Below are 22,126 nucleotides of genomic sequence, written 5' to 3' on the forward strand. Positions count from 1 at the left end.
GCTGGGGCCATGCCTCAGGTGCTCGAACTCGCCGATGTCGTCGTCCGCCGCAACGCCCGCAACATCGTCGACGGGATCGACTGGACGGTCGAGTCCGACCAGCGCTGGGTGGTGCTCGGCCCCAACGGCGCCGGCAAGACGACGGTGCTGCAGCTCGCGGCGACACTCGTCCACCCCACCTCCGGCGCCGTCACCGTCCTCGACGAGCGGCTCGGACGCACCGACGTCTTCGACCTGCGCCCGCGGATCGGCTTCGCGTCGTCGGCGATGGCCAAGCGCGTGCCCCAGGACGAGACGGTGCTCGACGTCGTCCTCACGGCGGCCTACTCGGTCCTGGGCCGGTGGCGCGAGGACTACGAGGCGATCGATGAGCGCCGTGCGCGTCGCGTGCTGGGGGAGTGGGGTCTTGCGGACCTCGCCGACCGCACCTTCGGGACGCTCTCCGACGGTGAGCAGAAGCGGGTGCAGATCGCCCGTGCCGTCATGACCGACCCCGAGCTGCTGCTGCTGGACGAGCCGACCGCCAGCCTCGACCTCGGCGCCCGCGAGGAGCTGCTGTCCCTCCTCGGCGGGTACGCCCGGGAGGAGTCGACGCCGGCCATGATCATGGTCACCCACCACGTCGAGGAGATCCCCGTCGGCTTCACGCACGTCCTCCTGCTGCGCGAGGGAGCCGCGGTCGCGCAGGGGCCGATCGCCGAGACCCTGACGGCGGAGAACCTCACGGCCACCTTCGGTCTGCCCATCACGCTGACGGCCGAGGACGGCCGGTTCGCCGCTCGCGCGGCATCCTGATAGAATCTTGCGTTGGCGCGCTCGCGCCGCAGACTTCCACCCGCATCTGGCAAAATCCAGGGCACTTCGTGAGGAACCCAATGAAGACTGACATCCACCCCGAGTACCGCGCCGTCGTGTTCCGCGACCTCGGCTCCGGCGAGACCTTCCTGACCCGTTCGACGGTCTCGAGCGACAAGACGATCGAGCTGGACGGCGAGACCTACCCCGTCATCGACGTCGAGATCTCGTCCGCCTCGCACCCGTTCTACACGGGCAAGCAGCGCATCATGGACTCGGCCGGCCGCGTCGAGAAGTTCAACCAGCGCTTCAAGAACTTCGGCAGCAAGTAAGCAGCCGTCACCGAAGGCCCCGCTCCGGCGGGGCCTTCGTCGTACCCCGGTGCGATCAGCGGATCGGCCAGCTGCCGTCGAGGGCGTCCTCGGGGTCGAGGCGGCCGATGCTGATGAAGTACTCCGTGAGGCTCTCGGCCTGCGCCCTGGCCCAGGACACCTGCTGCGTGTGGAGTTCGACAGACCCCAGCTCGAGCCCGTACCGGGCGGCGATGGCCTGTGCGACCCGGCCCGCCGCCACGGCGTCGGCCGCGGCGTCGTGAGCGCCCTCAAGCGGGACCGCGTAGTGGGCTGCGACAACCTCGAGCGTGCGCTTGCCGCGGCGATAGCGGTCGTAGGTCTTGTCCACCACGAGGGGGTCGATGACAGGTGACGGGGCGGCGATAGGTTCCACGGAGTGGCGCAGCGCCTCGTACTTGAGCATCGAGAAGTCGAAGGGCGCGTTGTAGGCGACGACCGGGATTCCGCGGTCGAAGAGCTCGCGCAGGGCAGCCGTCACCTCGGCGACGACCTCCGCGGCAGAACGGCCGGCAGCGCGTGCGTGGTCCGTCGTGATCCCGTGCACGGCGGTCGCGCCGGCCGGGATCTCGACGCCCGGGTCGGCGAGCCAGTTCCGAGCGGAGACGACGCGTCCGCTCGCGTCCAGCACCCCGACGTGCGCGGTGACGATGCGGTCCTCGCGGACGTCGATCCCCGTCGTCTCGAGGTCGAACACCCCGAGGGCGCCGACGCCCGGCGGGTCATCGGCGACAAGCCCGGGCGCGGAGTCGTGGTCGGGGCCGTTGTCCCCGTCCCACGCGTCGTCGTCCCACAGGGGGATCGACTGCCAACTCACCACGCTCCGACCGTAGGACGAGCCTCCGACATCCCTCGGGCGGCGCGCCGCGCTCGTAGACTCGTGGAGTGACCGTCGCCAGCCCGTACGCCGACCGCTTGCGCGCGATCTCTGTTCAGCGCCACGAGGTGACCGTCGCGGATGTACCGACGGCCTACTGGGTCTACGGACCGGATGACGCGGCCACGACGATCCTCGCCGTCCACGGATTCCGGGGGGAGCACCACGGCCTCGAGCCGGTCGTCGCCTTCCTCGACGACGTGCGCGTCGTCTCACCCGACCTGCCGGGGTTCGGCGAGACCCCCGCGCTGCCCGGCCGGCACGATCTGGCCGGCTACGCCGACTGGCTCACGGCCTTCGCCGCCACGGCGGCGCCGGGAGCCGTCGTCCTGGGGCACTCGTTCGGGTCGATCGTCTCGGCGGCCGCTGTGGCCCGCGGGCTCCCGACGCCGCGGCTGATCCTCGTGAACCCCATCGGCGCACCGGCGCTCGAGGGGCCCCGCGGCATCCTCACCCGTCTCGCGATCTTCTACTACCGGGCCGGAGCGCGCCTGCCGCGCCGCCTGGGCGACGCGCTGCTGCGGAACCCGCTCATCGTGCGGGTCATGAGCATCGCAATGGCCAAGACGCGCGACAAGGACCTCCGCGCGTTCATCCACGACCAACACGACACCTACTTCTCGCGCTTCGCCGATCGGGACACCCTCTCCGAGGCGTTCGTCACCTCGGTGTCGAACGACGTCCGGGCCGCGGCCCCCGACATCGCGGTGCCGACGCTGCTCATCGCCGCGGAGAACGACGACATCACGCCGCTGTCGGCGCAGTACGCGCTGCAGAAGTTGTTCCCGCACGCGGAGCTCGTCGTGATCCCCGGTGTGGGGCACCTCATCCACTACGAGACGCCGCAGGCTGCGGCATCCGCCGTCACGCGCTTTCTTCGGCCTTCCGGCGCCGATACGCCATGACGTTCATACGGTTGCCGCAGTTGCCGGTGTCGCAGTAGCGCTTCGAGCCGTTCTTCGAATAGTCGATGTAGACGGCCTCGCAGTCGTCGGCCGAGCATACCCGCACGCGGTCGAACTCGTCCGAGCGGATGACGTCGACGAACGCCATCGCGACCTCCACGGTGATGCGCGTCGCGAGCGGCGCCGCGTCGTCGGTCGCGTGGATGTGCCAGTCGTAGGAGTCGTGGATGACGAGCTGGGGAAGCGCCTTCCCCTCGCGCAGCATCGCGTTGACGATGGGCACCGCCGCCACCCGGTCGCCGGCCCACAGCATCCGCAGTCGCGTGCGTGCGGCACGCAGCTCGGACAGTTCGACGTCGTCCCGGCGGATCACGCCGCTGTAGGGGAACTCCTGCAGGAACGCGCTCAGGTCGTCGAGGGTCGCCAGCCTGTCGACGCCCTCGCCGTCGATCTCGGGGAGGGAGTTCACAAGCGCCGTCGCGGCACGCAGCGAGATCTCGGTGTCATGGATGAACATGGTCTTGACTCCTGACGCGGGGGATCGCTACTGTCACCAGTGTAATGACGCTTAGGTCATGACTCACGGACCGCACCCCCGAGGACGATCGATGACGCACACCGCGCCCGTCCGGCTCGCCGCCGACCCCGCCCCCGTCGTGCGGCGCACGCCCTCGAGCGGACTGCTGCTGGCGGTCACGAGCGCGCTGACGTTCTCGATCAGCGGCCCGATCGCCAAGCCGCTCCTCGAGGGCGGCTGGTCGCTCGCGGCCGTGCTGGCGATCCGGATGGGTGTCGCGGGCCTCGTCCTCTCGCCCGCGCTCGTGCGCACGCTCCGCCGCCGCCCGGACTTCCTGCGGGTGCACTGGCTCTCGCTCGTCGCCTTCGGGCTCATCCCGGTGGTGGGATGCCAGGTCTTCTACTTCTCGGCCCTGCAGCGGATGCCGGTGGGCGTCGCCCTGCTCATCCAGTACCTCGCGCCGGTCATGCTCGTCCTCTTCGTCTGGGCGAGGACGCGCCGCGCGCCGTCGCGCACCGTCCTCATCGGGTCGGTCGTCGCCATGGCCGGCCTCGTCCTCGTCGTCGACATCGCCGGTGCGCGCTTCGATCTGCTCGGCACGGCGTTCGCCCTCCTGGCGGCGGTGTGCGCGTGCGTGTACTTCGTCATGAGCGAGCGCACCGGGGACGACCTGCCGCCGCTCGCCCTGGCGGCCGGAGGGTTGCTCGTCGGGACGGTGACGATCCTGGCCCTGGCGGGTGTCGGCATCCTGCCACTCACCGTGTCGGGCGCGCCGGTCGAGCTCCTCGGGATGAGTGCTGCGCCGCTGGTCCCGCTGCTGCTCGTCGGGCTCTGCACGGCGATGGGGTACGCGTTCGGCGTCATGGCGGTCCCGAGGATCGGGTCGCGGCTGGCCTCGTTCGTCGGGCTGTCCGAGGTGCTGTTCGCGCTGAGCTTCGCGTGGCTGCTGCTGGGGGAGGCGCCTGCGCCGGTCCAGTTCGTGGGTGGCGCGCTCATCCTGGTGGGCGTGGTCCTCGTCCGTGTCGAGGAACGCGCGCCCGCCGATGTCAGTTCCCCCGCCGAGCCGCTGCCAGGAGAGGTCGGACCCGGTAACCGATGACCTCGCCCATGGCGAGGGAGGTCTCGGTGCGCTCGACGCCGTCGATCGCGAGGATGCGCGCGTCGATGTCGAACAGGTGCTGCGTGTCGCGCGCCGCGACCCGCACGAGCAGGTCGACGGGTCCGCTCAGTCCGTGGCACTGGACCACTTCGGGGATCTCCTGCAGTTCGTCGGTGATCCGCGGCAGATCCGCCTGGCGCACCTGGACGTGCAGGATCGCGTCGATCGCATAGCCCAGCGCGGCGGGCGACATCGCGCGCTCGAACGAGAGGAAGACCCCCGATCGCTCGAGCTTGGCCATGCGGGCCTGGACGGTGTTGCGGGAGAGCCCGAGTCGCTCGGCGAGCGCGACCACGGTGGCACGGTGGTCCTCGGCGAGGGCGTTCATAAGCTCGAGATCCACGTGGTCGAGGGCGCTCATAGTGCCACACCATAGCAGGGGGGTCGCGGCGCCGCTTACGCATCCTGCTCAATGTTGCGCGTGATGCTTGAGCGAGGTGCGATGTCGGCATACTCTCGCAGCATCCGGCGACGAAGCCGGTGTTCTGCGCCGGTCACCCGTCCACAAGACGCGTGTCCGCGATCAGAGAGGGACGATGATGACCGATACTCTGACCCCCGCCGCGTCGGTGGCGAGCGACACCGAGGACGTGGCCCGTCTTCTCGACCACGAGGGCCGCCGCGTCCGCGACGAGCGGCTCGACCCGTGGGCCGCCGACGTCGACGCCGCGATGCTCCGACAGGTCTACCGCGACATGTTCCTGACCCGCCGCCTCGATGCCGAGGGCGTCGCGCTGCAGCGCCAGGGCCACTTGGGCCTCTGGGCGCCGGCGCAGGGTCAGGAGGCCGTGCAGGTCGGCACCGCCTGGGCCTGCCACGACGACGACTTCCTCTTCCCCAGCTACCGCGAGATCGGCATCGAGGTCGTCCGCGGCGTGAAGCCCCGCGACTTCGTCATGGTGTGGCACGGCGCCGAGCACGCCAGCTGGGACCCCGCCGACGTCCACGTCGCGAACCCGCAGATCATCATCGGCGCGCAGAGCCTCCACGCCGTCGGGTACGCCATGGGCATCCAGCGCGACGGCGGCGACCAGGTCGCGGTCGCCTACTTCGGCGACGGCGCGACCAGCCAGGGCGACGTCAACGAGGCGATGGTCTTCGGCTCGGCCTTCGCGGTGCCCGTCGTGTTCGTCTGCTCCAACAACCAGTGGGCGATCTCCGAACCCGTCGGACTTCAGTCGCGGACACCGATCGCCGGCCGCGCGCCGGGCTTCGGCATCCCGAGCCTGCGCGTCGACGGCAACGACGTCCTCGCGTGCATCGCGGCGATGCGCTGGGCGGCCGACCACGCCCGCAGCGGCCGAGGTCCCGCGTACCTCGAGGCCGTCACCTACCGCGTCGGACCGCACACCACCTCGGACGACCCCACCCGCTACCGCGACGCGGACGAGGTGGCGTATTGGCGGGCGCGCGACCCCCTCGCCCGGGTCGAGGCGTACCTGCGGTCCCTCGGTGCGTTCGACGACGCCTTCGCCGAGGCGTTGACGGCGGATGCCGACCGCTTCACGGCGGCGATGCGCAGCGCCGTCGTGGGGGCCGCCGCCCCCGAGCCGCTGCGCGTGTTCGACCACGTGTACGCGGAGCCCCACAGCGGGCTCGACGAGCAGCGCGCCGGGTTCGCCGCCTACCTCGACGGCTTCGCCGAAGGAGGGGCGCGATGACCGAGCTCACGATGGGCAAGGCCCTCACCGCCGCCATGCGTCGCGCCATGACCGATGACGACCGCGTGCTCGTGATGGGGGAGGACATCGGACGCCTCGGCGGCGTGTTCCGCATCACCGACGGTCTGCAGGCCGAGTTCGGACCCCGCCGTGTGGTCGACACCCCGCTCGCGGAGTCCGGCATCGTCGGCACCGCCGTCGGTCTCGCCTTCCGGGGCTTCCGGCCGATCGTCGAGATCCAGTTCGACGGGTTCGTCTACCCCGCCTTCGACCAGATCGTCAGTCAGGTCGCGAAGCTGCACTACCGCACGCAGGGACGCGTGAAGATGCCGATCACGATCCGCATCCCCTGGGCCGGCGGCGTGGGGGCCGCCGAGCACCACTCCGAATCGCCCGAGGCGTACTTCGTCCACACCGCGGGTCTGCGCGTGGTGGCCGTGTCGAATCCGCAGGACGCGTACACGATGCTCCGCCAGGCGATCGCGAGCGACGACCCGGTCGTCTTCTTCGAGCCGAAACGGCTGTACCACGCCAAGGGCGAGGTCGATCTCGACGGCGACATCGCCGACGCGCCGCCCCTCGGCCTCGCGCGCGTCGTCCGGGAGGGCACCGACGTGACGATCGTCACTTACGGCTCGCAGGTGACGACGGCGATGGATGCCGCGCTCGCCGCCGAGGACGAGGGACTCTCGCTCGAGGTGATCGACCTGCGGTCGCTGTCCCCGGTCGACTACGGGACCGTGGCGGCCTCCGTCCGGCGCACGGGTCGCGTCGTGGTCACGCACGAGGCGTCCCGTGAGGCCGGCGTCGCCGCCGAGGTGATCGCGAGCATCACGGAGAAGTGCTTCCACTACCTCGAAGCGCCGCCGCTGCGGGTGACCGGGCACGATGTGCCGTACCCGCCGGCGAAGCTCGAGCAGCACCACCTGCCCGACCTGGATCGGATCCTCGACGCCGTCGACCGCGTCATGGGGCGTGCCGGGATGCCGGAGGTGACCGCGTGATCACCGACTTCCGCCTTCCCGACTTGGGGGAGGGCCTCGTCGAGGCCGAAATCGTGCAGTGGCACGTCGCCGCGGGTGACGAGGTCACGCTGAATCAGACGATCGCCGAGGTCGAGACGGCCAAGGCCGTCGTCGAACTTCCGTCCCCCTTCGCCGGCACCGTCTCGGCGATCCGTCACGCCGAGGGCGACGTCGTCCCCGTCGGCGAGGTGCTCATCTCGTTCGACGTCGAAGGATCGGATGCCCTGGTCCCCGAGACCGCGGAGAAGCGCGAGCCCAACCTGGTCGGCTACGGGGCGGCGCCCCGCAGCACCGCCCGCCCGCAGCGGCGGGCTCGGGCGGGGGCGGCGGGCGACGCCGTGGACCTGGCCGTCCGCGAGGCCGCGCCGCACGACGCGATCGCGCCGAGCGCCCCCGAGCGCGAGCCGCGCGAGCGCCCCCGGTCCACGCCGCCGGTGCGCAAGCTGGCCCGCGACCTCGGGGTCGACCTCGACCTCGTGGCCGCGAGCGGGGTGGACGGTCTCATCACGCGCGACGACGTCGAGGCTTACGCCGCCCGCACGGCCCCGGCGACCCCCGAGGCTCCGCGCGGGCCCGTGCCGCCGACCGCGGCACCCGTCGCCGGCGCGGCCGACGACGAGCGCATCCCGATCCGCGGGGTGCGCAAGCACACGGCCGACGCGATGGTGCGCTCCGCGTTCACCGCCCCGCACGCGGCGACCTTCCTCACCGTCGACGTGACGGCATCCGTCGCCTTCGTGGCGGGTCTGCGGGCCGACGCCCGCTACGCGGAGCGCCGGGTCGGGATCCTGGCGGTCGCCGCGAAGGCGGTCTGCCTCGCGCTGCGCCGCACGCCGGAGTTGAACGCGACGTGGGACGACGCGGCGGGCGAGATCGTCCGCTTCGCGAAGGTCAACCTCGGCATCGCCGCGGCGACCGAGCGCGGACTCGTCGTTCCTTCGGTGAAGGATGCCGGCGGGATGCCGCTCCTCGAGCTCTCCGACGCGATCCGCGCCCTCGCGGACACGGCACGGGCGGGCAAGGCCACTCCGGCGGACCTGTCGGGCGGCACCTTCTCGATCACCAACTACGGGGTGTTCGGCGTCGACGCCGGCACACCCATCCTCGTGCCGGGGGAGGCCGGCATCCTCGGTCTCGGAGCGGTGCAGCGCCGGCCCTGGGAGCACGAGGGCGGCGTCGCGCTGCGCGACGTCATGACGCTGAGCCTGTCGTTCGACCACCGGCTGGTCGACGGCGCCGAGGCGGCTCGGTTCCTCACCGACGTGGGTGACGTCCTGCGCGACCCGGCCCGGGCGATGGTGTTCGCATGAGCCTGTCGATGTCGGGATACGGTCTCAGCGAGGAACAGGTCGAGCTCGCCGGTCTCGTGCGCTCGTTCGCCGACGAGGTGGTCGCGCCGGTGTCGTACGAGGCGGATCGCACGAAGACCCTGCCGATGGACGTCGTCGCCCAGATGGGCGACATGGGACTGTTCGGCCTCCCGTTCCCCGAGGAGGTCGGCGGGCAGGGCGGCGACTACGTCACGCTCGGACTCGCCATCGAGGCGCTCGCGCGCGTCGATCAGTCCATCGCCATCACGCTGGAGGCCGGTGTCAGCCTCGGGGCGATGCCGATCTTCCGCTTCGGGACCGACGCGCAGCGCGAGGAGCACCTGCCCGACCTGCTGGCGGGTCGTGCGCTCGCCGGGTTCGGTCTGACCGAGCCGGAGGCGGGATCGGATGCCGGGGCCACCCGCACGACCGCGCGTCTCGACGGCGGCGAATGGGTGATCGACGGGGCCAAGCAGTTCATCACCAACTCGGGCACCCCGATCACGCGCTTCGTCACCGTCACCGCCGTCACGGGGGAGCCGGGTTCCGCGACGCGGGAGATCTCGACGATCATCGTCCCGAGCGGCACCCCGGGGTTCACGGTCGGCCCGGCGTACGACAAGGTCGGCTGGCATGCGAGCGACACGCATCCGCTCGTCTTCACGGGCGCGCGCGTCCCGGAGGGGAACCTCCTGGGGGAGCGCGGCCGCGGTTTCGCGAACTTCCTGCACATCCTCGACGAGGGTCGGATCGCGATTGCGGCGCTCGCCACCGGTGCCGCGGAGGGATGCCTCGAGGCGGCCGTCGACTACGCGAAGAGCCGTGTCGTGTTCGGGGAGTCGCTGGGCAGCAGGCAGGCGATCCAGTTCATGCTGGCCCGCATGCAGCAGCGCGGGCACGTGTCGCGGCTGGCCTGGCTGCACGCGGCGCGTCTGCGCGACGCCGGCCTGCCGTTCAAGACCGAGGCCGCCATCGCCAAGCTCACCTCGAGCGACGCCGCGATGGACAACGCACGCGATGCGACGCAGATCTTCGGCGGCAACGGGTTCATGAACGAGTACCCCGTCGCCCGGCACTTCCGCGACTCGAAGATCCTCGAAGTGGGGGAGGGGACGACCGAGGTGCAGCTGCTCCTGATCGCCCGATCGCTCGGGCTCGCCTGATCGTCAGACGGGGACGGCGGAGGTCTCGAGCAGGATGAGACCCTCCGGCTCGACGCGGAAGCTGTGAGCCGACCCGTTGAGGATCTTGTGGCCTCGGCCGGGGTGCACGCCGTCGGTCACGTGCTCCATGACGGCGCGGATGAGCGCGCCGTGGGCGACGACGATGAGGTCGGGGGCGTGCGGATCGTTCTCGCGCCGGGCGCGCTCGACGACCTCCTGTAGTGCGGCGAGCGCGCGGACCGCCACGGCATCGCGGGATTCGGCGCCTGGCACGACGGCCGTGTCCCAGGGTCCCCAGCGCTCGGCGAACTCCACGTCGGTGACGCCCTCGGCCTCGCCGTACGAGCGCTCCCGCAGGCCGATGTGGGTGGTCGGCTCCGGCAAGCCCAGCTCCGCGGCGATGATGCGGGCGGTCTCATGCGCGCGGGACAAGTCGCTCGAGACCACGACGGTCGTGCTCGCGCGCGTCACGCGCTCGGCGAGGTCATGGGCGGCGGCACGTGCCTGGATCCGGCCGGTGTCGTTGAGCGGGATGTCCGTCGAGCCCTGGATGCGGCGGGCGCGGTTCCAGTCGGTCTCGCCGTGGCGTACGAGGGTGAGGATCGTCACCCCACGAGCCTACGCGGGGCGCGGTGTCAGCCCGCCGAGAGGGCCCGGCTCAGCGCCGTCAGCACCTCGGAAGTGCCGGCGTCGATCTTCACCGTCGCCCGCGCGTCACCGCGGGTCTGCCCGCGGTTGACGATGACGACCGGGAGCTTGCGGCGCCGCGCCCGGTCGAGCAGCCGGATGCCGGAGTTCACGACGAGCGACGAGCCGGCGATCAGCAGGGCGGTGCTGGCGCGCACGAGCTGCTCGGCCTCGCGGAACTTCTCCAGCGGGATGTACTCGCCGAAGAAGACGACTTCGGGCTTCAGCATCCCGCCGCACACCGAGCAGTCCGGGACGACGAAGCCGTCGCTGCGACCCGGCAGGACGTCCCCGTCGGGACCGAGCTCGACGCTGTCGGGCACGGTGATCCACGGGTTGTCGCGTTCGATGCGCTCGGCGAGGTCGCGCCGGTCGAAGACCTGACCGCAGTGCAGGCAGCTCACCCGCCGCATCGTGCCGTGCAGCTCGACGACCCGGCGGCTGCCGGCGCGCAGGTGGAGCCCGTCGACGTTCTGCGTGATGACGCCGGTCGCGACCCCGGACCGCTCGAGGTCGGCGAGCGCGCGGTGCCCGTCGTTGGGGGCGGCGGCGGCGAAGGTGCGCCAGCCGAGGTGACTGCCCACCCAGTACCGCCGCCGGGAGGCGTCGTCGGCGAGGAACTCCTGCGCCGTCATGGGGGTGCGGACGGGGGCGCCCTTGCCGCGGTAATCGGGGATGCCCGAATCGGTCGAGACCCCGGCGCCGGTGAGGACGGCGACGCGGCGCCCGGCGAGCGCGTCGACCGCGCGTTCCACGGCGGCGCTCGTCGCGGCATCCAGGTCCAGCACGCTCATGGCCCTCCTCGGTTTCCGAGCCTACGCCGTCGCGGTTTCGCGCAGATCACGCCGCGGCGCCCGTGACAGCATGGGTGCATGACGACGACCCGGATCGACGATCCCGCCGATCCGCGCCTGTCGGACTACCGCGACCTCACCGACACGGCGCTGCGGCGCGTCGCCGAACCCGCCGGGGGCCTCTACATCGCCGAATCGGCGAAGGTCATCTCCCGTGCGGTCGCGGCGGGGCACCGTCCCCGCTCCCTGCTCGTGCAGGAGAAGTGGCTCGACGACGCGCTCCCGCTCGCCGGCGACGCCCCCGTCTACGTCGTGCCGGACACCGTCGCCGAGCAGGTCACGGGCTTCGCCGTCCACCGGGGTGCGCTCGCCGCCATGCATCGCCCCGCGCTCCCGGATCCCGCCGCGCTCCTCGAGGGTGCGCGCACGGTCGTGGTCCTCGAGGACATCGTCGACCACACGAACGTGGGGGCCGCGTTCCGCGCCGCCGCCGCCCTCGGCGCGGACGCCGTGCTCGTCAGCCCGCGCTGCGGCGATCCGCTGTACCGCCGGAGCGTGCGGGTGAGCATGGGCACCGTCTTCCAGGTGCCGTGGACGCGGTTGCCCGGATGGGATGCCGCGTCGCCGCTGTTCGCGGCCGCCGGCATCCACCTGGCGGCTCTCGCGCTGGCCGAGGACGCGGTGCCCCTGGACGCGTTCGCCGCAGCGCGACCGGAGCGGCTCGCCGTGCTCATGGGGTCTGAGGGCGAGGGGCTGTCGGACGCCGCCCTCGCCGCCGCCGACACGATCGTCACGATCCCGATGGCGGGCGGGGTCGACTCCCTCAACGTCGCGTCGGCCGCCGCGGTCGCGCTCTGGGCGTTGCGCTGAGTCGGATCAGCCCTGCGGTGCGTCGGTCGAGAACGGCAGCGCTTCGGGGCGCTTGGCGGTGACGTTGTCTCCCGAGGACTGGTGCCGCAGGCGCCGCAGGACCCAGGGCACGAAGTGCTCCCGCGCCCAGACGAGGTCGTTCGCGCGCGCGGCGCGCCACGTGGTCGGCGGCAGCGCCTCGGGAGCCATCGGCTGCAGGTCATTCGGCACGTTCAGGGCGCGCAGCACCATCCGTGCGACCTCGTGGTGCCCGAGCGCGTTGTAGTGCAGCCGGTCGTCGTCGAAGAAGCGCATGTCCTGCACCGACTTCAGCGCCCACTGATCGGCGACGATGCAGTCGTACCGATCCGCGATGGCTCGGATGTTCTCGTTGTAGATCGCCACGCGCCCGCGGATGCCGCGGAACACCGGGGTGAACTCGGTGTCGACGGCCGTGAACACGAGCAGCGTCGCGCCCTGCGACGACAACCGGGCGACGGCGTCCTCGAAGAGTTCGGCGACCGCATCCGGATCACCCTGCGGGCGGATGACGTCGTTGCCGCCGGCGGAGAGCGTGATGAGGTCGGGCTTCAGCGCGAGCGCGGGTTCGACCTGCCCGTCCACGATCTGGCGGATGAGTTTGCCCCGGATCGCGAGGTTCGCGTAGGCGAAGTCCTCCACCTGGGACGAGAGCACGGCAGCGACGCGGTCGGCCCAGCCGCGGTGCTCACCCCGGCGGTCGGGGTAGGGGTCGCCGATCCCCTCGGTGAACGAGTCACCGATCGACACCATCCGTCGCCACGGGTGGGCGGTCGAGTTGGGGACGTAGGGCGAACGGTTCTCGTCGGGCCCGGAGTCGATGTCGTGCATGGCACCTCCGCCTCGAGGCTACCCGTCCGCGCGCAGCGACCCGGGGCGCCCGGTGTCGGACCGGACGATTAGGGTGGATCGACGTGACGAGCGAGACGATGAACGAAGAGGGGGCGGCTTCGCAGGAGCCCCACTTCGGGAGTTTCGCCGCCGAGCACCTCTCGCCCGCGTTCCCGCAGCGCGCCCCGTGGGGAACGGCCCAGAACCTGCGTGCCTGGCAGGCCGAGGCCCTCGAGCAGTACTTCGAGGCCGACGGGCCCGACGGCGTCGGACGGGGACCCCGCGACTTCCTCGCCGCCGCCACCCCCGGCGCCGGCAAGACGACCTTCGCGCTCCGGCTCGCGAGCGAGCTGCTGCGGCGCGGGGTGATCGATCGCATCATCGTGGTGGCGCCGACTGAGCACCTGAAGACGCAGTGGGCGGATGCCGCGGCGCGCGTCTCGATCCGGCTCGACCCGCGGTTCAGCAACAAGCACTACTCACCGGCGCGGCACTACCACGGCGTCGCCGTCACCTACGCGCAGGTCGCGGTGAAGGCCGCCGTGCACGAGCGTCTCGTCCTCGACTCGCGCGCCCTCGTCATCCTCGACGAGGTCCACCACGGCGGCGACGCCCTCAGCTGGGGCGACGCGCTGCGCGAGGCCTACGGGCGGGCGACCCGACGGCTGCTGCTGTCGGGCACGCCGTTCCGCAGCGACACGGCACCGATCCCGTTCGTCGAGTACCACCCCAACGACAAGGGCATCCGCATCTCGCGGACCGACTACAACTACGGTTACGGCCGCGCGCTCGCCGACGGCGTCGTCCGTCCGGTGCTCTTCCACGTGTACGCGGGCCAGATGAAGTGGCGCACCAAGGCCGGTGACGAGTACGAGGCGCACCTCGGTCAGGACAACACGAAGGACATCAACGCGCAGGCGTGGCGGACGGCGCTGAACCCCGAGGGCGAGTGGATCTCCGCCGTGCTGCGCTCCGCGGACCGCCGATTGAGCGAGGTCCGCCAGGACGTCCCGGATGCCGGGGGTCTCGTCATCGCGACCGATCAGACGGCCGCCCGCGCCTACGCCGCGATCCTCCGCGACATCACGGGGGAGCCGACGACGGTCGTCCTCTCCGACGACAAGGCCGCGTCGGGGCGGATCGAGACCTTCTCGCAGTCCACGACGCGGTGGATGGTCGCGGTGCGGATGGTGTCGGAGGGGGTCGACGTCCCCCGTCTCGCCGTCGGCGTCTACGCGACGAGCGCCTCGACCCCGCTCTTCTTCGCTCAGGCCATCGGACGCTTCGTGCGGGCCCGGCGCCGCGGCGAAGCGGCATCCGTCTTCCTCCCCAACGTGCCGCAGCTGCTCGCCCTCGCGAACGAGATGGAGCGCGAGCGCGACCACGCCCTCGACCGCGAGGAGACGGACGACGACGGTCTCGAGGACTCGCTGCTGGAGGAGGCCGAGCGCGAGGACAAGGCGTCGGACTCGCTGCTCGAGGAGGGCAGCTACCAGGCTCTCGGCTCGACCGCGCACTTCGACCGGGTGCTCTACGACGGCAAGGAGTTCGGGCAGCTGGCCGTCCCCGGCACTCTCGAGGAGGAGGAGTTCCTCGGCATCCCGGGCCTGCTGGAGCCCGAGCACGTGCACGAACTCCTCATGCAGCGGCAGTCGCGGCAGTCGCGTCACCGTCACGCCCGCGAAGCCCAGGAGAAGGCGCGCGGCGAGGAGACGGGAGAGCCGGAGAACACCCTGCCGCCGGCGTTGCACCGTACCCTCCGCGAGCAGCGACAGCTGCTCAACAGCCTCGTCGGGCTCTACGCGCGGCAGAGCGGCGAACCTCACGGCGCCGTGCACGCCGAACTGCGTCGCGTGTGCGGGGGACCCGAGGTCGCGCGCGCGACCGTCGCGCAGCTGCAGGCGCGCATCGACGTCCTCCGACGGCGCGTCCACTCCTGACCCCTTCGGATCCCCGAAATGCTGGCAGTTCCGGCTTCGGCGCGGTCCCGGCCGGACGCGGTGACTACCGTGAAGGGGACATGAGCACGACGAACGCGACCCCGCTGCCCGACGCCACCCCGAGGGATCGGCGACGCTGGGCCTCCTATCTCTCCGACGAACGCGCCGAGGCCCGCGTGTACCGCGAACTCGCCGCACGGAAGTCCGGGGAGGAGCGCGACATCCTGACGGCGCTCGCCGACGCGGAGGGGCGCCACGAAGCGCACTGGCTGGAACTGCTGGGAGGCGAGCCGCAGCGGCTGCCGAGGGCGTCGGTGCGCACACGGATGCTGGCGGCGATGGCGCGCCGCTTCGGCTCGATCTTCGTCCTCGCGCTCGCGCAGAACGCCGAGAACCGCTCCCCGTACGACGACGACCCGCACGCCACCCCCGCCATGCGAGCCGACGAGAAGATCCACGGCGAGGTCGTGCGCGGCCTGGCCGCGCGCGGTCGGATGCGCCTGTCGGGCACCTTCCGCGCCGCCGTTTTCGGGGCCAACGACGGACTGGTGTCCAACCTCGCCCTCGTCATGGGCATCGGCGCGACCGGGGTCGCGCCGCAGTTCGTGCTCTTCAGCGGCATCGCGGGCCTCCTCGCGGGCGCCCTTTCGATGGCGGCCGGCGAGTTCGTCTCGGTCCGCTCGCAGCGCGAACTGATCGAGGCGACGCATCCCAACAACGACACCGATCACGTCCTGCCCGACCTCGACCTGGACGCCAATGAGCTCGCCCTGGTGTACCGGACGCGCGGGCTCGACGAGGACGACGCGCTGGCCCGGGCACGCAAGGTCATCGCGACCGCCCAGGCGAGCGACCGCGCCGTGCCCTACCGGCGCGCCGCGGAGCCGCCCGCCGACCTCGAATCCGTTGGCTCGGCGTTCGGGGCCGCGGCATCCAGCTTCGCGTTCTTCGCCTCGGGTGCCGTAATCCCGGTCCTGCCCTGGATCTTCGGCCTCTCAGGGCTCTCCGCCGTCGTCCTCGCCCTCGCGCTGGTCGGGCTCGCGCTGCTGCTCACCGGCGCCACCGTCGGGCTGCTCTCGGGCGCCCCGCCCCTGCGCCGCGGCCTCCGCCAGCTCGCGATCGGCTTCGGTGCCGCGGCGATCACCTACCTGCTGGGTCTGCTCTTCGGCGTCTCCGCGGCGTAGTCGCCCCGATTATCGGGAGCGGTCAGAACGTGCTACTGTCGATCCTCGGTTGCGAAACCGAAATCCCCGAGGAAACGACGGGAGAAAACTCTGCGCGGGTGGCGGAATAGGTAGACGCGCTAGCTTGAGGTGCTAGTGCCCGAATAGGGCGTGGGGGTTCAAGTCCCCCCTCGCGCACAGAGTCGAAATGGGTCCCGAAAGGGGCCCATTTCTCGTTTCCGGCCTCCGCGGCGCCGTCCTGCCGACCGGGTAGCGTGGGCGGCATGTCCGCTCCCGACGATCTGCCCGAGGTCGCCCGCGTCGCGCGCGACCTGATCCGGTTCGACACGACGAACTACGGCGAAGGGCGCGCGCACGGCGAACGGGAGGCCGCCGAGTACGTCGGCGCGTACCTCGAGTCGCTCGGCCTCACCCCGGAGTTCTTCGAGCCGATCCCGCGCCGCACGAACGTCACCGCGCGGGTGCCGGGGCGCAACCCCGACAACCCCGCGCTCGTCCTCCACGGCCACCTCGACGTCGTCCCCGCCGTGGCCGAGGACTGGAGCGTCGACCCCTTCGAAGGTGTCGTCAAGGACGGGATGCTGTGGGGTCGCGGCGCCGTCGACATGAAGGATATGGACGCCATGATCCTCACCTCGGTCGGCGACCTCCTGCGGGCGGGGGAGCAGCCCGAGCGCGACCTGATCCTGACCTTCTTCGCCGACGAGGAGAACGGCGGCGTCGAAGGCTCCCAGTTGGTGGTCCGGGACCGGGCCGAGTGGTTCGCCGGCGCATCCGAGGCGATCAGCGAGGTCGGCGGGTACTCCATCGCCGTCGGCGACGAGCGCGCGTACCTGCTGCAGGTCGGCGAGAAGGCGCTCGTCTGGATCCGGCTGCACGCGACCGGCCTCGCCGGGCACGGCAGCCGTCACCACCCCGACAACGCCGTCACGCGCCTCGCCGAGGCCGTCGCCGCTCTCGGCCGCACGGGATGGCCGATCGAACTCACCTCGACGACGCGCCAGCTCGTCGGCTCGCTCGCCGAGCTGTCGGGCACCCTGGCCGACGACCCCGACACCGTCGCCGACACGGCGGGCGCGGCATCCGCGTTCCTGCGCTCCACCTTCCGGACGACCACGAACCCGACCGGTCTCACCGCCGGTTACAAGCACAACGTGATCCCGGATGCCGCGACCGCCGCGATCGACATCCGCACCCTCCCCGGGCGCGAGGACGAGGTGCTCGCACAGGTGCAGCGGATCGTCGGCGACGACATCCGCATCGAGGTCGTGCACCGCGACATCGGACTCGAGGTGCCGTTCGCCGGGGACCTTGTCGACGCGATGGTCGGCGCGCTGGGCAGGCACGATCCCGGCGTACCGGTCATCCCGTACCTTATGGGGGGAGGGACCGACAACAAGGCCCTCGCCGAGCTCGGCATCGCCGGGTTCGGGTTCGCACCGCTGCGACTGCCCGCCGATCTCGACTTCACGGGGATGTTCCACGGTGTCGACGAGCGTGTCCCGATCGACGCGCTGGTGTTCGGGCAGCGTGTGCTCACCGATCTGATCCGCTCGTACTGAAAGGCCCCGCATGTCGATCCTCGAGGCCATCATCCTGGGCATCGTCCAGGGTCTGACCGAGTTCCTCCCGATCTCCTCGAGTGCGCACCTGCGCATCGTGGGGGAGTTCCTGCCCTCGGCCGAGGACCCGGGTGCGACGTTCACCGCCATCACGCAGATCGGCACCGAGCTCGCCGTCCTCGTGTACTTCTGGACCCGCATCGTGCGCATCATCGTCGCGTGGGCGAAGTCCCTCACGGGGCGTGTCCCGCGCAACGACCCGGACGCGCGGATGGGGTGGATCGTCATCATCGGCACGATCCCGATCGGCGTGCTCGGCTTCCTCTTCCAGGACGTGATCCGCGAGACGTTCCGCAACCTCTGGCTCGTCGCGATCGTCCTCATCGTGTTCGGCCTGATCCTCGGTGTCGCGGACGCCCTCGGAAAGCGAGACCGCACCGAGAAGGACCTGACGATGGGTCACGGATTGACCCTCGGCTTCGCCCAGGCGCTCGCCCTCATCCCCGGCGTCTCGCGCTCGGGTGCCACGACGACCGCCGGCCTGGCGCTCGGGTACACCCGTCCGGCCGCGGCGGAGGTCGCGTTCCTGCTGGCGGTGCCGGCCGTGTTCGGCAGCGGCCTCTACGAGCTGCTGCAGGCGATCCGCGAGCCCGGGCAGTCGCCGTTCACCCTGGGTGAGACCGCGGTCGCGACGGTCGTCTCGTTCGGCGTGGGTCTCGCGGTCATCGCCTACCTCATGCGATACCTCAAGCGCGGCAGCTTCCTGCCGTTCGTCCTCTACCGGATCGTGCTGGGCGTCGTCCTGCTCATCCTGCTCGCCACCGGGGTACTGCAGGCCTACTGAGCCCGCTCAGCGGCGCGGGTCGTCCTTCGGCCCGCGCGGTCCGTCGCCGCGGCGGCGCAGGTAGCGCTCGAACTCCTGCGCGATGGCGTCGCCCGACGCCTCGGGGGAGTCCCACGCGTCACGGGTCGTCTCGAGCTGGCGGATGTACTCCGTCATCTCCTCGTCGTCGGCCGCGGCGGCGTCGATCGACGCCTCCCACGCGAGCGCATCCGCCGGCAACGTGCCGCGCGTGATCGTCGCACCGGTGATCTCCTCGAGCTTGTCGAGGAGCGCGAGGGTGGCCTTGGGCGACGGCGTGTGTCCGCCGACGTAGTGGGGGATGCTCGCCCACAGACCGGCCGAGGGGATGCCGGCGGCCTCGCCCGCCGCGGCGAGCGCCGACAGGATGCCGACCGGCCCCTCGTAGGTCGAGCGCTCGAGCCCGAGAGCCGAGCGCAGCTCCTCGTTCTCGGATCCCGCGAACACCGAGATCGGGCGGGTGTGCGGGACGTCGCTCATCATCGACCCGAGGGCCACGATGCCCGTGATGTCCTCGCGCAGGGCGGCATCGACGAACTCCGCCGCGAACGCCTGCCAGGCGCGGGCCGGCTCCGTCCCCGTCAGCAGCCAGAGGTCGGGGCCGTCCTCGCGCGGCGTCACGGGGCGCCAGAGGGTGGCGTCGGGCCAGACCAGGCGACGGGCACCGTCGGCATCCATCTGCATCTGCGGACGTGTGTACTGGTAGTCGAAGTACAGCTCCGGGTCGACGCCGAACGCCCTCTCGAACGTCCCGGACGAGCGCAGCTGTGCGACCGCGGCGGTGGCGGCCTCTCCGGCGTCGTTCCAGCCGTCGACGGCGATCACGAGCACCCGCTGTCCCAGTCCCTGCACGGACGTCCTCTCTGTCGGTACCCCCACGATACGCCGACCGCCACCGGGCGGGCGGAAGGCCTCGCATAGCATTGACCGGTGACTTCCCCCCTTCCCGCCGCGGTCCTCTGGGACATGGACGGCACCCTCGTCGACACCGAGCCGTATTGGATGGCCGCCGAGACCCCGCTCGTCGAGCGCTTCGGCGGCACCTGGACGCACGAGGACGGTCTCGCCATGGTGGGCATGGGCCTCGAGGACGCCGCGCGCGTCCTGCAGGGCGCCGGTGTGCGCCTCGAGGTCGACGAGATCGTCGCCCACCTGACCGACGAGGTCATGCGCCGCCTGCGCGAGGACGGCGTGCCCTTCCGTCCCGGTGCTCGGGAGCTGCTCCGCGAGCTCCGCGAGCAGGGCGTGCCGACGGCCCTCGTCACCATGTCCATGAGTCGGATGGCGAGGGTCATCACCGAGCTCATCGACTTCGACGCGTTCGATCTCGTCATCGGCGGCGATGACGTCACCCACGCCAAGCCGCATCCCGCTCCGTACCTGCAGGCCTGTGCCGCGCTCGGGGTGGATCCCGCCGACACGGTCGCCTTCGAGGATTCGCTCACCGGCACCGCCTCCGCCATCGCCGCGGGCACGGTGACGGTCGGCATCCCGCACATGGTCCCGCTCGACGGGGTGGGGGCGCACGAGTTGTGGCCCACGCTCGACGGCCGGACCGTCGCCGACGTCGCCGACGTGCTCGCCCGCGTGCGCCAGGAGGTGGACGCGTGAGCGCCGACCTGCGGCCGAGCGGCCCGTTCCGGCTGGGTGACCGCGTCCAGCTGACCGGACCCAAGGGGCGCATGCACACCGTCACCCTGCGGGAGGGCGGCGAGCTCCACACGCACCACGGCGTGCTGCGCCACGAGGCGATCATCGGTCAGCCCGACGGCTCGGTCGTCGTGAACAGCGGCGGTCACGAGTACCTGGCGCTCCGTCCGCTGCTGCGCGACTTCGTCATGTCGATGCCGCGCGGCGCGGCGATCGTCTACCCGAAGGATGCCGCGCAGATCCTCGCCTCCGCCGACATCTTCCCCGGGGCGACCGTCGTCGAGGCCGGCGTCGGCTCGGGCGCGCTGTCGCTGTGGCTGCTCCGCGCGATCGGGCCCTCCGGTCGCCTGCTGTCGTTCGAGCGCCGCGAGGAGTTCTCCGAGGTCGCCGAGGCCAACGTCGAAACCTTCCTCGGGCACTACCCCGACTCGTGGCGGGTCGTCGTCGGCGACCTCGCCGAGCAACTGCCGCAGGTGACCGAGCCGGGCAGCGTCGACCGCGTCGTGCTCGACATGCTGGCGCCGTGGGAGTGCATCGACGTCGTGGCCGAGGCGCTCACCCCGGGCGGCGTCGTGCTCTGCTACATCGCGACGGCCACCCAGCTCAGCCGGGTCGCCGAGTACATCCGGCATTCGGGCCTGTTCACCGAGCCCGAGGCGACCGAGACGATGGTGCGGGGGTGGCACGTCGAGGGTCTCGCCGTGCGTCCGGACCACCGCATGGTTGCGCACACCGGGTTCCTCCTCACCGCCCGTCGCCTGGCCCCCGGTGCGATGCCGCCGGATGTGCGCAAGCGCGCGCTGAAGAAGCCGTCGTACGCCGACGAGGACGTCGAGGCGTGGACCCCCGGTGCCGTGGGCGACCGCGAGATCACGGACAAGAACCTCCGCAAGCGGGTGCGCGACGCCCAGCGCGCCGTCGAGGGCGCCCGGCAGGCTGCCGAGGATCGCTCCGGCGAGACCGTAGACTGATCCAATGCGTCAGATCCCCGCTGCCGTGGCCGTGCTCGGCCTGACCGCCCTGGCCCTCGTCGGGTGCGCCCCCACCGGTCCCGCAGACGCCGGCTGCGAACGCGTCACCGCGCCCGCTTCGTCCCTCGACCTCGTCGATGTGACGGATGCCGAGGCGGCACCGGCGGCCACCACCACCACCCCGGTCTACGTCACGAAGACCTCGTTCACCGACATCGCGACCGGCTCGGGCACCCCGATCACGACGAGCGAGCAGGACGTCCAGCTGGGGATCACGCTCCTCGACGGCGCGACAGGTCAGACGGTCCTGTCCGCGCCCACCCGCGTCGTCCAGGTGAGCGTCCTCGAGCAGACGTTCCCGACGATCGAGAAGATCCTCGACTGCGCCCGCCCGGGCTCGAGGATCGTCTCGGCCATCCCGGCGAAGGACCTGAACCCCGACCTCGTGAGCCAGATCGGCCTGAGCGAGGAGCAGGCGGCCGTGGTCGTCATCGACGTGAACACGGTCTTCCTTCCGGCGGCGAACGGCGTGCCGCAGTACGTCGACGGCAGCAACATCCCCACCGTCGTCCTCGCCCCCGACGGCACCCCGGGCATCATCGTCCCCGACGCGGTCGCGCCGAAGGACCTGATCATCAAGACCCTCAAGAAGGGCGACGGCGAGAAGCTCACCGCCGACTCGACGCCGCGCGTCAACTACACCGGTGTGCTCTGGAACACCGGAGAGGTGTTCGATTCCACGTGGGAGAAGGGCTCCCCGGCGACGCTGTCGCTGGACAGCGTGGTCCCCGGCTTCCAGAAGGCGCTGGAGGGTCAGACCGTGGGGTCGCAGGTGCTCGCGGTCATCCCTCCCGACCAGGCCTACGGCGACACGGCCTCGGGTTCCGTCCCCGCGAACTCGACGCTCGTCTTCGTGATCGACATCCTCGGGATCGACACGAGCGACGACGCCACCACGGCGACACAGTGAGCCCGCGCGGGGCCGGCGACCGGTC

Annotated in this window: 23 protein-coding genes and 1 tRNA gene; 17 read left to right on the plus strand and 7 right to left on the minus strand. The window is 71.5% G+C overall.

Annotated features, from left to right (window positions below):
- Window positions 1–9: 9 nt before the first annotated feature.
- Together ACPEH2_RS10385 and ACPEH2_RS10390 are read left to right on the plus strand one after the other, a co-directional pair.
- The gene (locus ACPEH2_RS10385) at window positions 10–795 is read left to right on the plus strand and encodes an ABC transporter ATP-binding protein (RefSeq protein WP_064002264.1); all 786 of its coding nucleotides are present in this window, start codon (window positions 10–12) and stop codon (window positions 793–795) included.
- 80 nt (window positions 796–875) lie between these two features.
- The gene (locus ACPEH2_RS10390; protein ID WP_018186539.1) at window positions 876–1,127 is read left to right on the plus strand and encodes a type B 50S ribosomal protein L31; all 252 of its coding nucleotides are present in this window, start codon (window positions 876–878) and stop codon (window positions 1,125–1,127) included.
- A gap of 55 nt (window positions 1,128–1,182) precedes the next feature.
- Here ACPEH2_RS10390 and ACPEH2_RS10395 read toward each other — a convergent pair whose 3' ends face one another.
- Window positions 1,183–1,965, minus strand: coding sequence for an exonuclease domain-containing protein (locus ACPEH2_RS10395; protein ID WP_217531528.1), 783 nt, complete (start codon window positions 1,963–1,965; stop codon window positions 1,183–1,185).
- Window positions 1,966–2,030: 65 nt separating this feature from the next.
- Between ACPEH2_RS10395 and ACPEH2_RS10400 the strand changes: the two genes are divergently transcribed.
- Window positions 2,031–2,927 carry an alpha/beta fold hydrolase gene (locus ACPEH2_RS10400; protein ID WP_359919295.1) on the plus strand — a complete coding sequence of 299 codons (897 nt, stop codon included), beginning with the start codon at window positions 2,031–2,033 and terminating at the stop codon, window positions 2,925–2,927.
- On the opposite strand, the gene ACPEH2_RS10405 is transcribed toward ACPEH2_RS10400, so the two are convergent.
- Window positions 2,887–3,444: a CGNR zinc finger domain-containing protein gene (locus ACPEH2_RS10405; RefSeq protein WP_064002260.1), complete on the minus strand. Its 558-nt coding sequence runs from the start codon at window positions 3,442–3,444 to the stop codon at window positions 2,887–2,889. The genes ACPEH2_RS10400 and ACPEH2_RS10405 overlap by 41 nt on opposite strands.
- A gap of 91 nt (window positions 3,445–3,535) precedes the next feature.
- Between ACPEH2_RS10405 and ACPEH2_RS10410 the strand changes: the two genes are divergently transcribed.
- Window positions 3,536–4,543: an EamA family transporter gene (locus ACPEH2_RS10410; RefSeq protein WP_359919297.1), complete on the plus strand. Its 1,008-nt coding sequence runs from the start codon at window positions 3,536–3,538 to the stop codon at window positions 4,541–4,543.
- Here the strand turns inward: ACPEH2_RS10410 and ACPEH2_RS10415 are convergent.
- Window positions 4,491–4,964, minus strand: coding sequence for an Lrp/AsnC family transcriptional regulator (locus ACPEH2_RS10415; protein WP_359919299.1), 474 nt, complete (start codon window positions 4,962–4,964; stop codon window positions 4,491–4,493). The genes ACPEH2_RS10410 and ACPEH2_RS10415 overlap by 53 nt on opposite strands.
- Window positions 4,965–5,142: 178 nt before the next feature.
- On the opposite strand from ACPEH2_RS10415, the gene pdhA reads away from it, so the two are divergent.
- From pdhA to ACPEH2_RS10435, 4 genes are read left to right on the plus strand one after another with little or no spacing between them, the layout of a single operon-like run.
- Window positions 5,143–6,264: a pyruvate dehydrogenase (acetyl-transferring) E1 component subunit alpha gene (gene pdhA, locus ACPEH2_RS10420; RefSeq protein WP_359919301.1), complete on the plus strand. Its 1,122-nt coding sequence runs from the start codon at window positions 5,143–5,145 to the stop codon at window positions 6,262–6,264.
- The gene (locus ACPEH2_RS10425; RefSeq protein ID WP_253036080.1) at window positions 6,261–7,268 is read left to right on the plus strand and encodes an alpha-ketoacid dehydrogenase subunit beta; all 1,008 of its coding nucleotides are present in this window, start codon (window positions 6,261–6,263) and stop codon (window positions 7,266–7,268) included. The genes pdhA and ACPEH2_RS10425 overlap by 4 nt, the downstream gene beginning before the upstream one ends.
- On the plus strand, window positions 7,265–8,599 hold the full coding sequence (locus ACPEH2_RS10430; protein ID WP_359919303.1) for a dihydrolipoamide acetyltransferase family protein: 1,335 nt from the start codon (window positions 7,265–7,267) through the stop codon (window positions 8,597–8,599). The genes ACPEH2_RS10425 and ACPEH2_RS10430 overlap by 4 nt, the downstream gene beginning before the upstream one ends.
- Before the next feature lie 8 nt (window positions 8,600–8,607).
- Complete coding sequence (locus ACPEH2_RS10435) at window positions 8,608–9,762, plus strand: acyl-CoA dehydrogenase family protein (RefSeq protein ID WP_359919360.1); 1,155 nt, start codon at window positions 8,608–8,610, stop codon at window positions 9,760–9,762.
- 3 nt (window positions 9,763–9,765) lie between these two features.
- Here ACPEH2_RS10435 and ACPEH2_RS10440 read toward each other — a convergent pair whose 3' ends face one another.
- Window positions 9,766–10,371, minus strand: a complete 606-nt coding sequence (locus ACPEH2_RS10440; protein WP_217531521.1) for a histidine phosphatase family protein — start codon at window positions 10,369–10,371, stop codon at window positions 9,766–9,768.
- 26 nt (window positions 10,372–10,397) lie between these two features.
- Window positions 10,398–11,243, minus strand: coding sequence for a Sir2 family NAD-dependent protein deacetylase (locus tag ACPEH2_RS10445; RefSeq protein WP_359919305.1), 846 nt, complete (start codon window positions 11,241–11,243; stop codon window positions 10,398–10,400).
- Between the two features lie 78 nt (window positions 11,244–11,321).
- On the opposite strand from ACPEH2_RS10445, the gene ACPEH2_RS10450 reads away from it, so the two are divergent.
- Window positions 11,322–12,113, plus strand: coding sequence for a TrmH family RNA methyltransferase (locus ACPEH2_RS10450; RefSeq protein WP_359919307.1), 792 nt, complete (start codon window positions 11,322–11,324; stop codon window positions 12,111–12,113).
- A 6-nt stretch (window positions 12,114–12,119) separates the two neighbouring features.
- Here ACPEH2_RS10450 and ACPEH2_RS10455 read toward each other — a convergent pair whose 3' ends face one another.
- Window positions 12,120–12,962 (minus strand): SGNH/GDSL hydrolase family protein, encoded by an 843-nt coding sequence (locus tag ACPEH2_RS10455; RefSeq protein ID WP_423718642.1) that lies wholly within the window; start codon window positions 12,960–12,962, stop codon window positions 12,120–12,122.
- Window positions 12,963–13,060: 98 nt separating this feature from the next.
- Between ACPEH2_RS10455 and ACPEH2_RS10460 the strand changes: the two genes are divergently transcribed.
- From ACPEH2_RS10460 to ACPEH2_RS10480, 5 genes are all read left to right on the plus strand, one after another.
- Window positions 13,061–14,902 (plus strand): DEAD/DEAH box helicase, encoded by a 1,842-nt coding sequence (locus tag ACPEH2_RS10460; RefSeq protein ID WP_366213399.1) that lies wholly within the window; start codon window positions 13,061–13,063, stop codon window positions 14,900–14,902.
- 80 nt (window positions 14,903–14,982) lie between these two features.
- On the plus strand, window positions 14,983–16,086 hold the full coding sequence (locus ACPEH2_RS10465) for a VIT1/CCC1 transporter family protein (protein WP_253034914.1): 1,104 nt from the start codon (window positions 14,983–14,985) through the stop codon (window positions 16,084–16,086).
- Between the two features lie 92 nt (window positions 16,087–16,178).
- Window positions 16,179–16,263: transfer RNA gene (locus ACPEH2_RS10470), tRNA-Leu, on the plus strand.
- An 86-nt stretch (window positions 16,264–16,349) separates the two neighbouring features.
- Window positions 16,350–17,648, plus strand: a complete 1,299-nt coding sequence (locus ACPEH2_RS10475; RefSeq protein WP_423718643.1) for a M20/M25/M40 family metallo-hydrolase — start codon at window positions 16,350–16,352, stop codon at window positions 17,646–17,648.
- Between the two features lie 10 nt (window positions 17,649–17,658).
- Window positions 17,659–18,492 (plus strand): undecaprenyl-diphosphate phosphatase, encoded by an 834-nt coding sequence (locus ACPEH2_RS10480; protein WP_366212951.1) that lies wholly within the window; start codon window positions 17,659–17,661, stop codon window positions 18,490–18,492.
- Between the two features lie 6 nt (window positions 18,493–18,498).
- On the opposite strand, the gene ACPEH2_RS10485 is transcribed toward ACPEH2_RS10480, so the two are convergent.
- On the minus strand, window positions 18,499–19,362 hold the full coding sequence (locus tag ACPEH2_RS10485; RefSeq protein WP_253034911.1) for a PAC2 family protein: 864 nt from the start codon (window positions 19,360–19,362) through the stop codon (window positions 18,499–18,501).
- Between the two features lie 78 nt (window positions 19,363–19,440).
- On the opposite strand from ACPEH2_RS10485, the gene ACPEH2_RS10490 reads away from it, so the two are divergent.
- The 3 genes from ACPEH2_RS10490 to ACPEH2_RS10500 are packed head-to-tail and all read left to right on the plus strand — an operon-like array spanning window position 19,441 to window position 22,101.
- Window positions 19,441–20,121, plus strand: coding sequence for an HAD family hydrolase (locus ACPEH2_RS10490; protein ID WP_064002246.1), 681 nt, complete (start codon window positions 19,441–19,443; stop codon window positions 20,119–20,121).
- The gene (locus tag ACPEH2_RS10495; RefSeq protein ID WP_311861899.1) at window positions 20,118–21,131 is read left to right on the plus strand and encodes a tRNA (adenine-N1)-methyltransferase; all 1,014 of its coding nucleotides are present in this window, start codon (window positions 20,118–20,120) and stop codon (window positions 21,129–21,131) included. The genes ACPEH2_RS10490 and ACPEH2_RS10495 overlap by 4 nt, the downstream gene beginning before the upstream one ends.
- Before the next feature lie 4 nt (window positions 21,132–21,135).
- Window positions 21,136–22,101, plus strand: a complete 966-nt coding sequence (locus tag ACPEH2_RS10500) for an FKBP-type peptidyl-prolyl cis-trans isomerase (RefSeq protein WP_423718644.1) — start codon at window positions 21,136–21,138, stop codon at window positions 22,099–22,101.
- The last annotated feature ends 25 nt before the right edge of the window (window positions 22,102–22,126 follow it).

Origin of the sequence: Microbacterium sp. NPDC064942 (assembly GCF_049545525.1) — a bacterium.
Taxonomy (GTDB): domain Bacteria; phylum Actinomycetota; class Actinomycetes; order Actinomycetales; family Microbacteriaceae; genus Microbacterium; species Microbacterium gawkjiense.

Coding starts and splice junctions, on each gene's coding strand:
- ACPEH2_RS10385 (WP_064002264.1), top strand. CDS start 10: ATGCCTCAGGTGCTCGAACTCGCCGATGTCGTCGTCCGCCGCAACGCC.
- ACPEH2_RS10390 (WP_018186539.1), top strand. CDS start 876: ATGAAGACTGACATCCACCCCGAGTACCGCGCCGTCGTGTTCCGCGAC.
- ACPEH2_RS10405 (WP_064002260.1), bottom strand. CDS start 3,444: ATGTTCATCCATGACACCGAGATCTCGCTGCGTGCCGCGACGGCGCTT.
- ACPEH2_RS10410 (WP_359919297.1), top strand. CDS start 3,536: ATGACGCACACCGCGCCCGTCCGGCTCGCCGCCGACCCCGCCCCCGTC.
- ACPEH2_RS10415 (WP_359919299.1), bottom strand. CDS start 4,964: ATGAGCGCCCTCGACCACGTGGATCTCGAGCTTATGAACGCCCTCGCC.
- pdhA (WP_359919301.1), top strand. CDS start 5,143: ATGACCGATACTCTGACCCCCGCCGCGTCGGTGGCGAGCGACACCGAG.
- ACPEH2_RS10425 (WP_253036080.1), top strand. CDS start 6,261: ATGACCGAGCTCACGATGGGCAAGGCCCTCACCGCCGCCATGCGTCGC.
- ACPEH2_RS10435 (WP_359919360.1), top strand. CDS start 8,608: ATGTCGGGATACGGTCTCAGCGAGGAACAGGTCGAGCTCGCCGGTCTC.
- ACPEH2_RS10445 (WP_359919305.1), bottom strand. CDS start 11,243: ATGAGCGTGCTGGACCTGGATGCCGCGACGAGCGCCGCCGTGGAACGC.
- ACPEH2_RS10450 (WP_359919307.1), top strand. CDS start 11,322: ATGACGACGACCCGGATCGACGATCCCGCCGATCCGCGCCTGTCGGAC.
- ACPEH2_RS10455 (WP_423718642.1), bottom strand. CDS start 12,962: ATGCACGACATCGACTCCGGGCCCGACGAGAACCGTTCGCCCTACGTC.
- ACPEH2_RS10460 (WP_366213399.1), top strand. CDS start 13,061: ATGAACGAAGAGGGGGCGGCTTCGCAGGAGCCCCACTTCGGGAGTTTC.
- ACPEH2_RS10465 (WP_253034914.1), top strand. CDS start 14,983: ATGAGCACGACGAACGCGACCCCGCTGCCCGACGCCACCCCGAGGGAT.
- ACPEH2_RS10475 (WP_423718643.1), top strand. CDS start 16,350: ATGTCCGCTCCCGACGATCTGCCCGAGGTCGCCCGCGTCGCGCGCGAC.
- ACPEH2_RS10480 (WP_366212951.1), top strand. CDS start 17,659: ATGTCGATCCTCGAGGCCATCATCCTGGGCATCGTCCAGGGTCTGACC.
- ACPEH2_RS10500 (WP_423718644.1), top strand. CDS start 21,136: ATGCGTCAGATCCCCGCTGCCGTGGCCGTGCTCGGCCTGACCGCCCTG.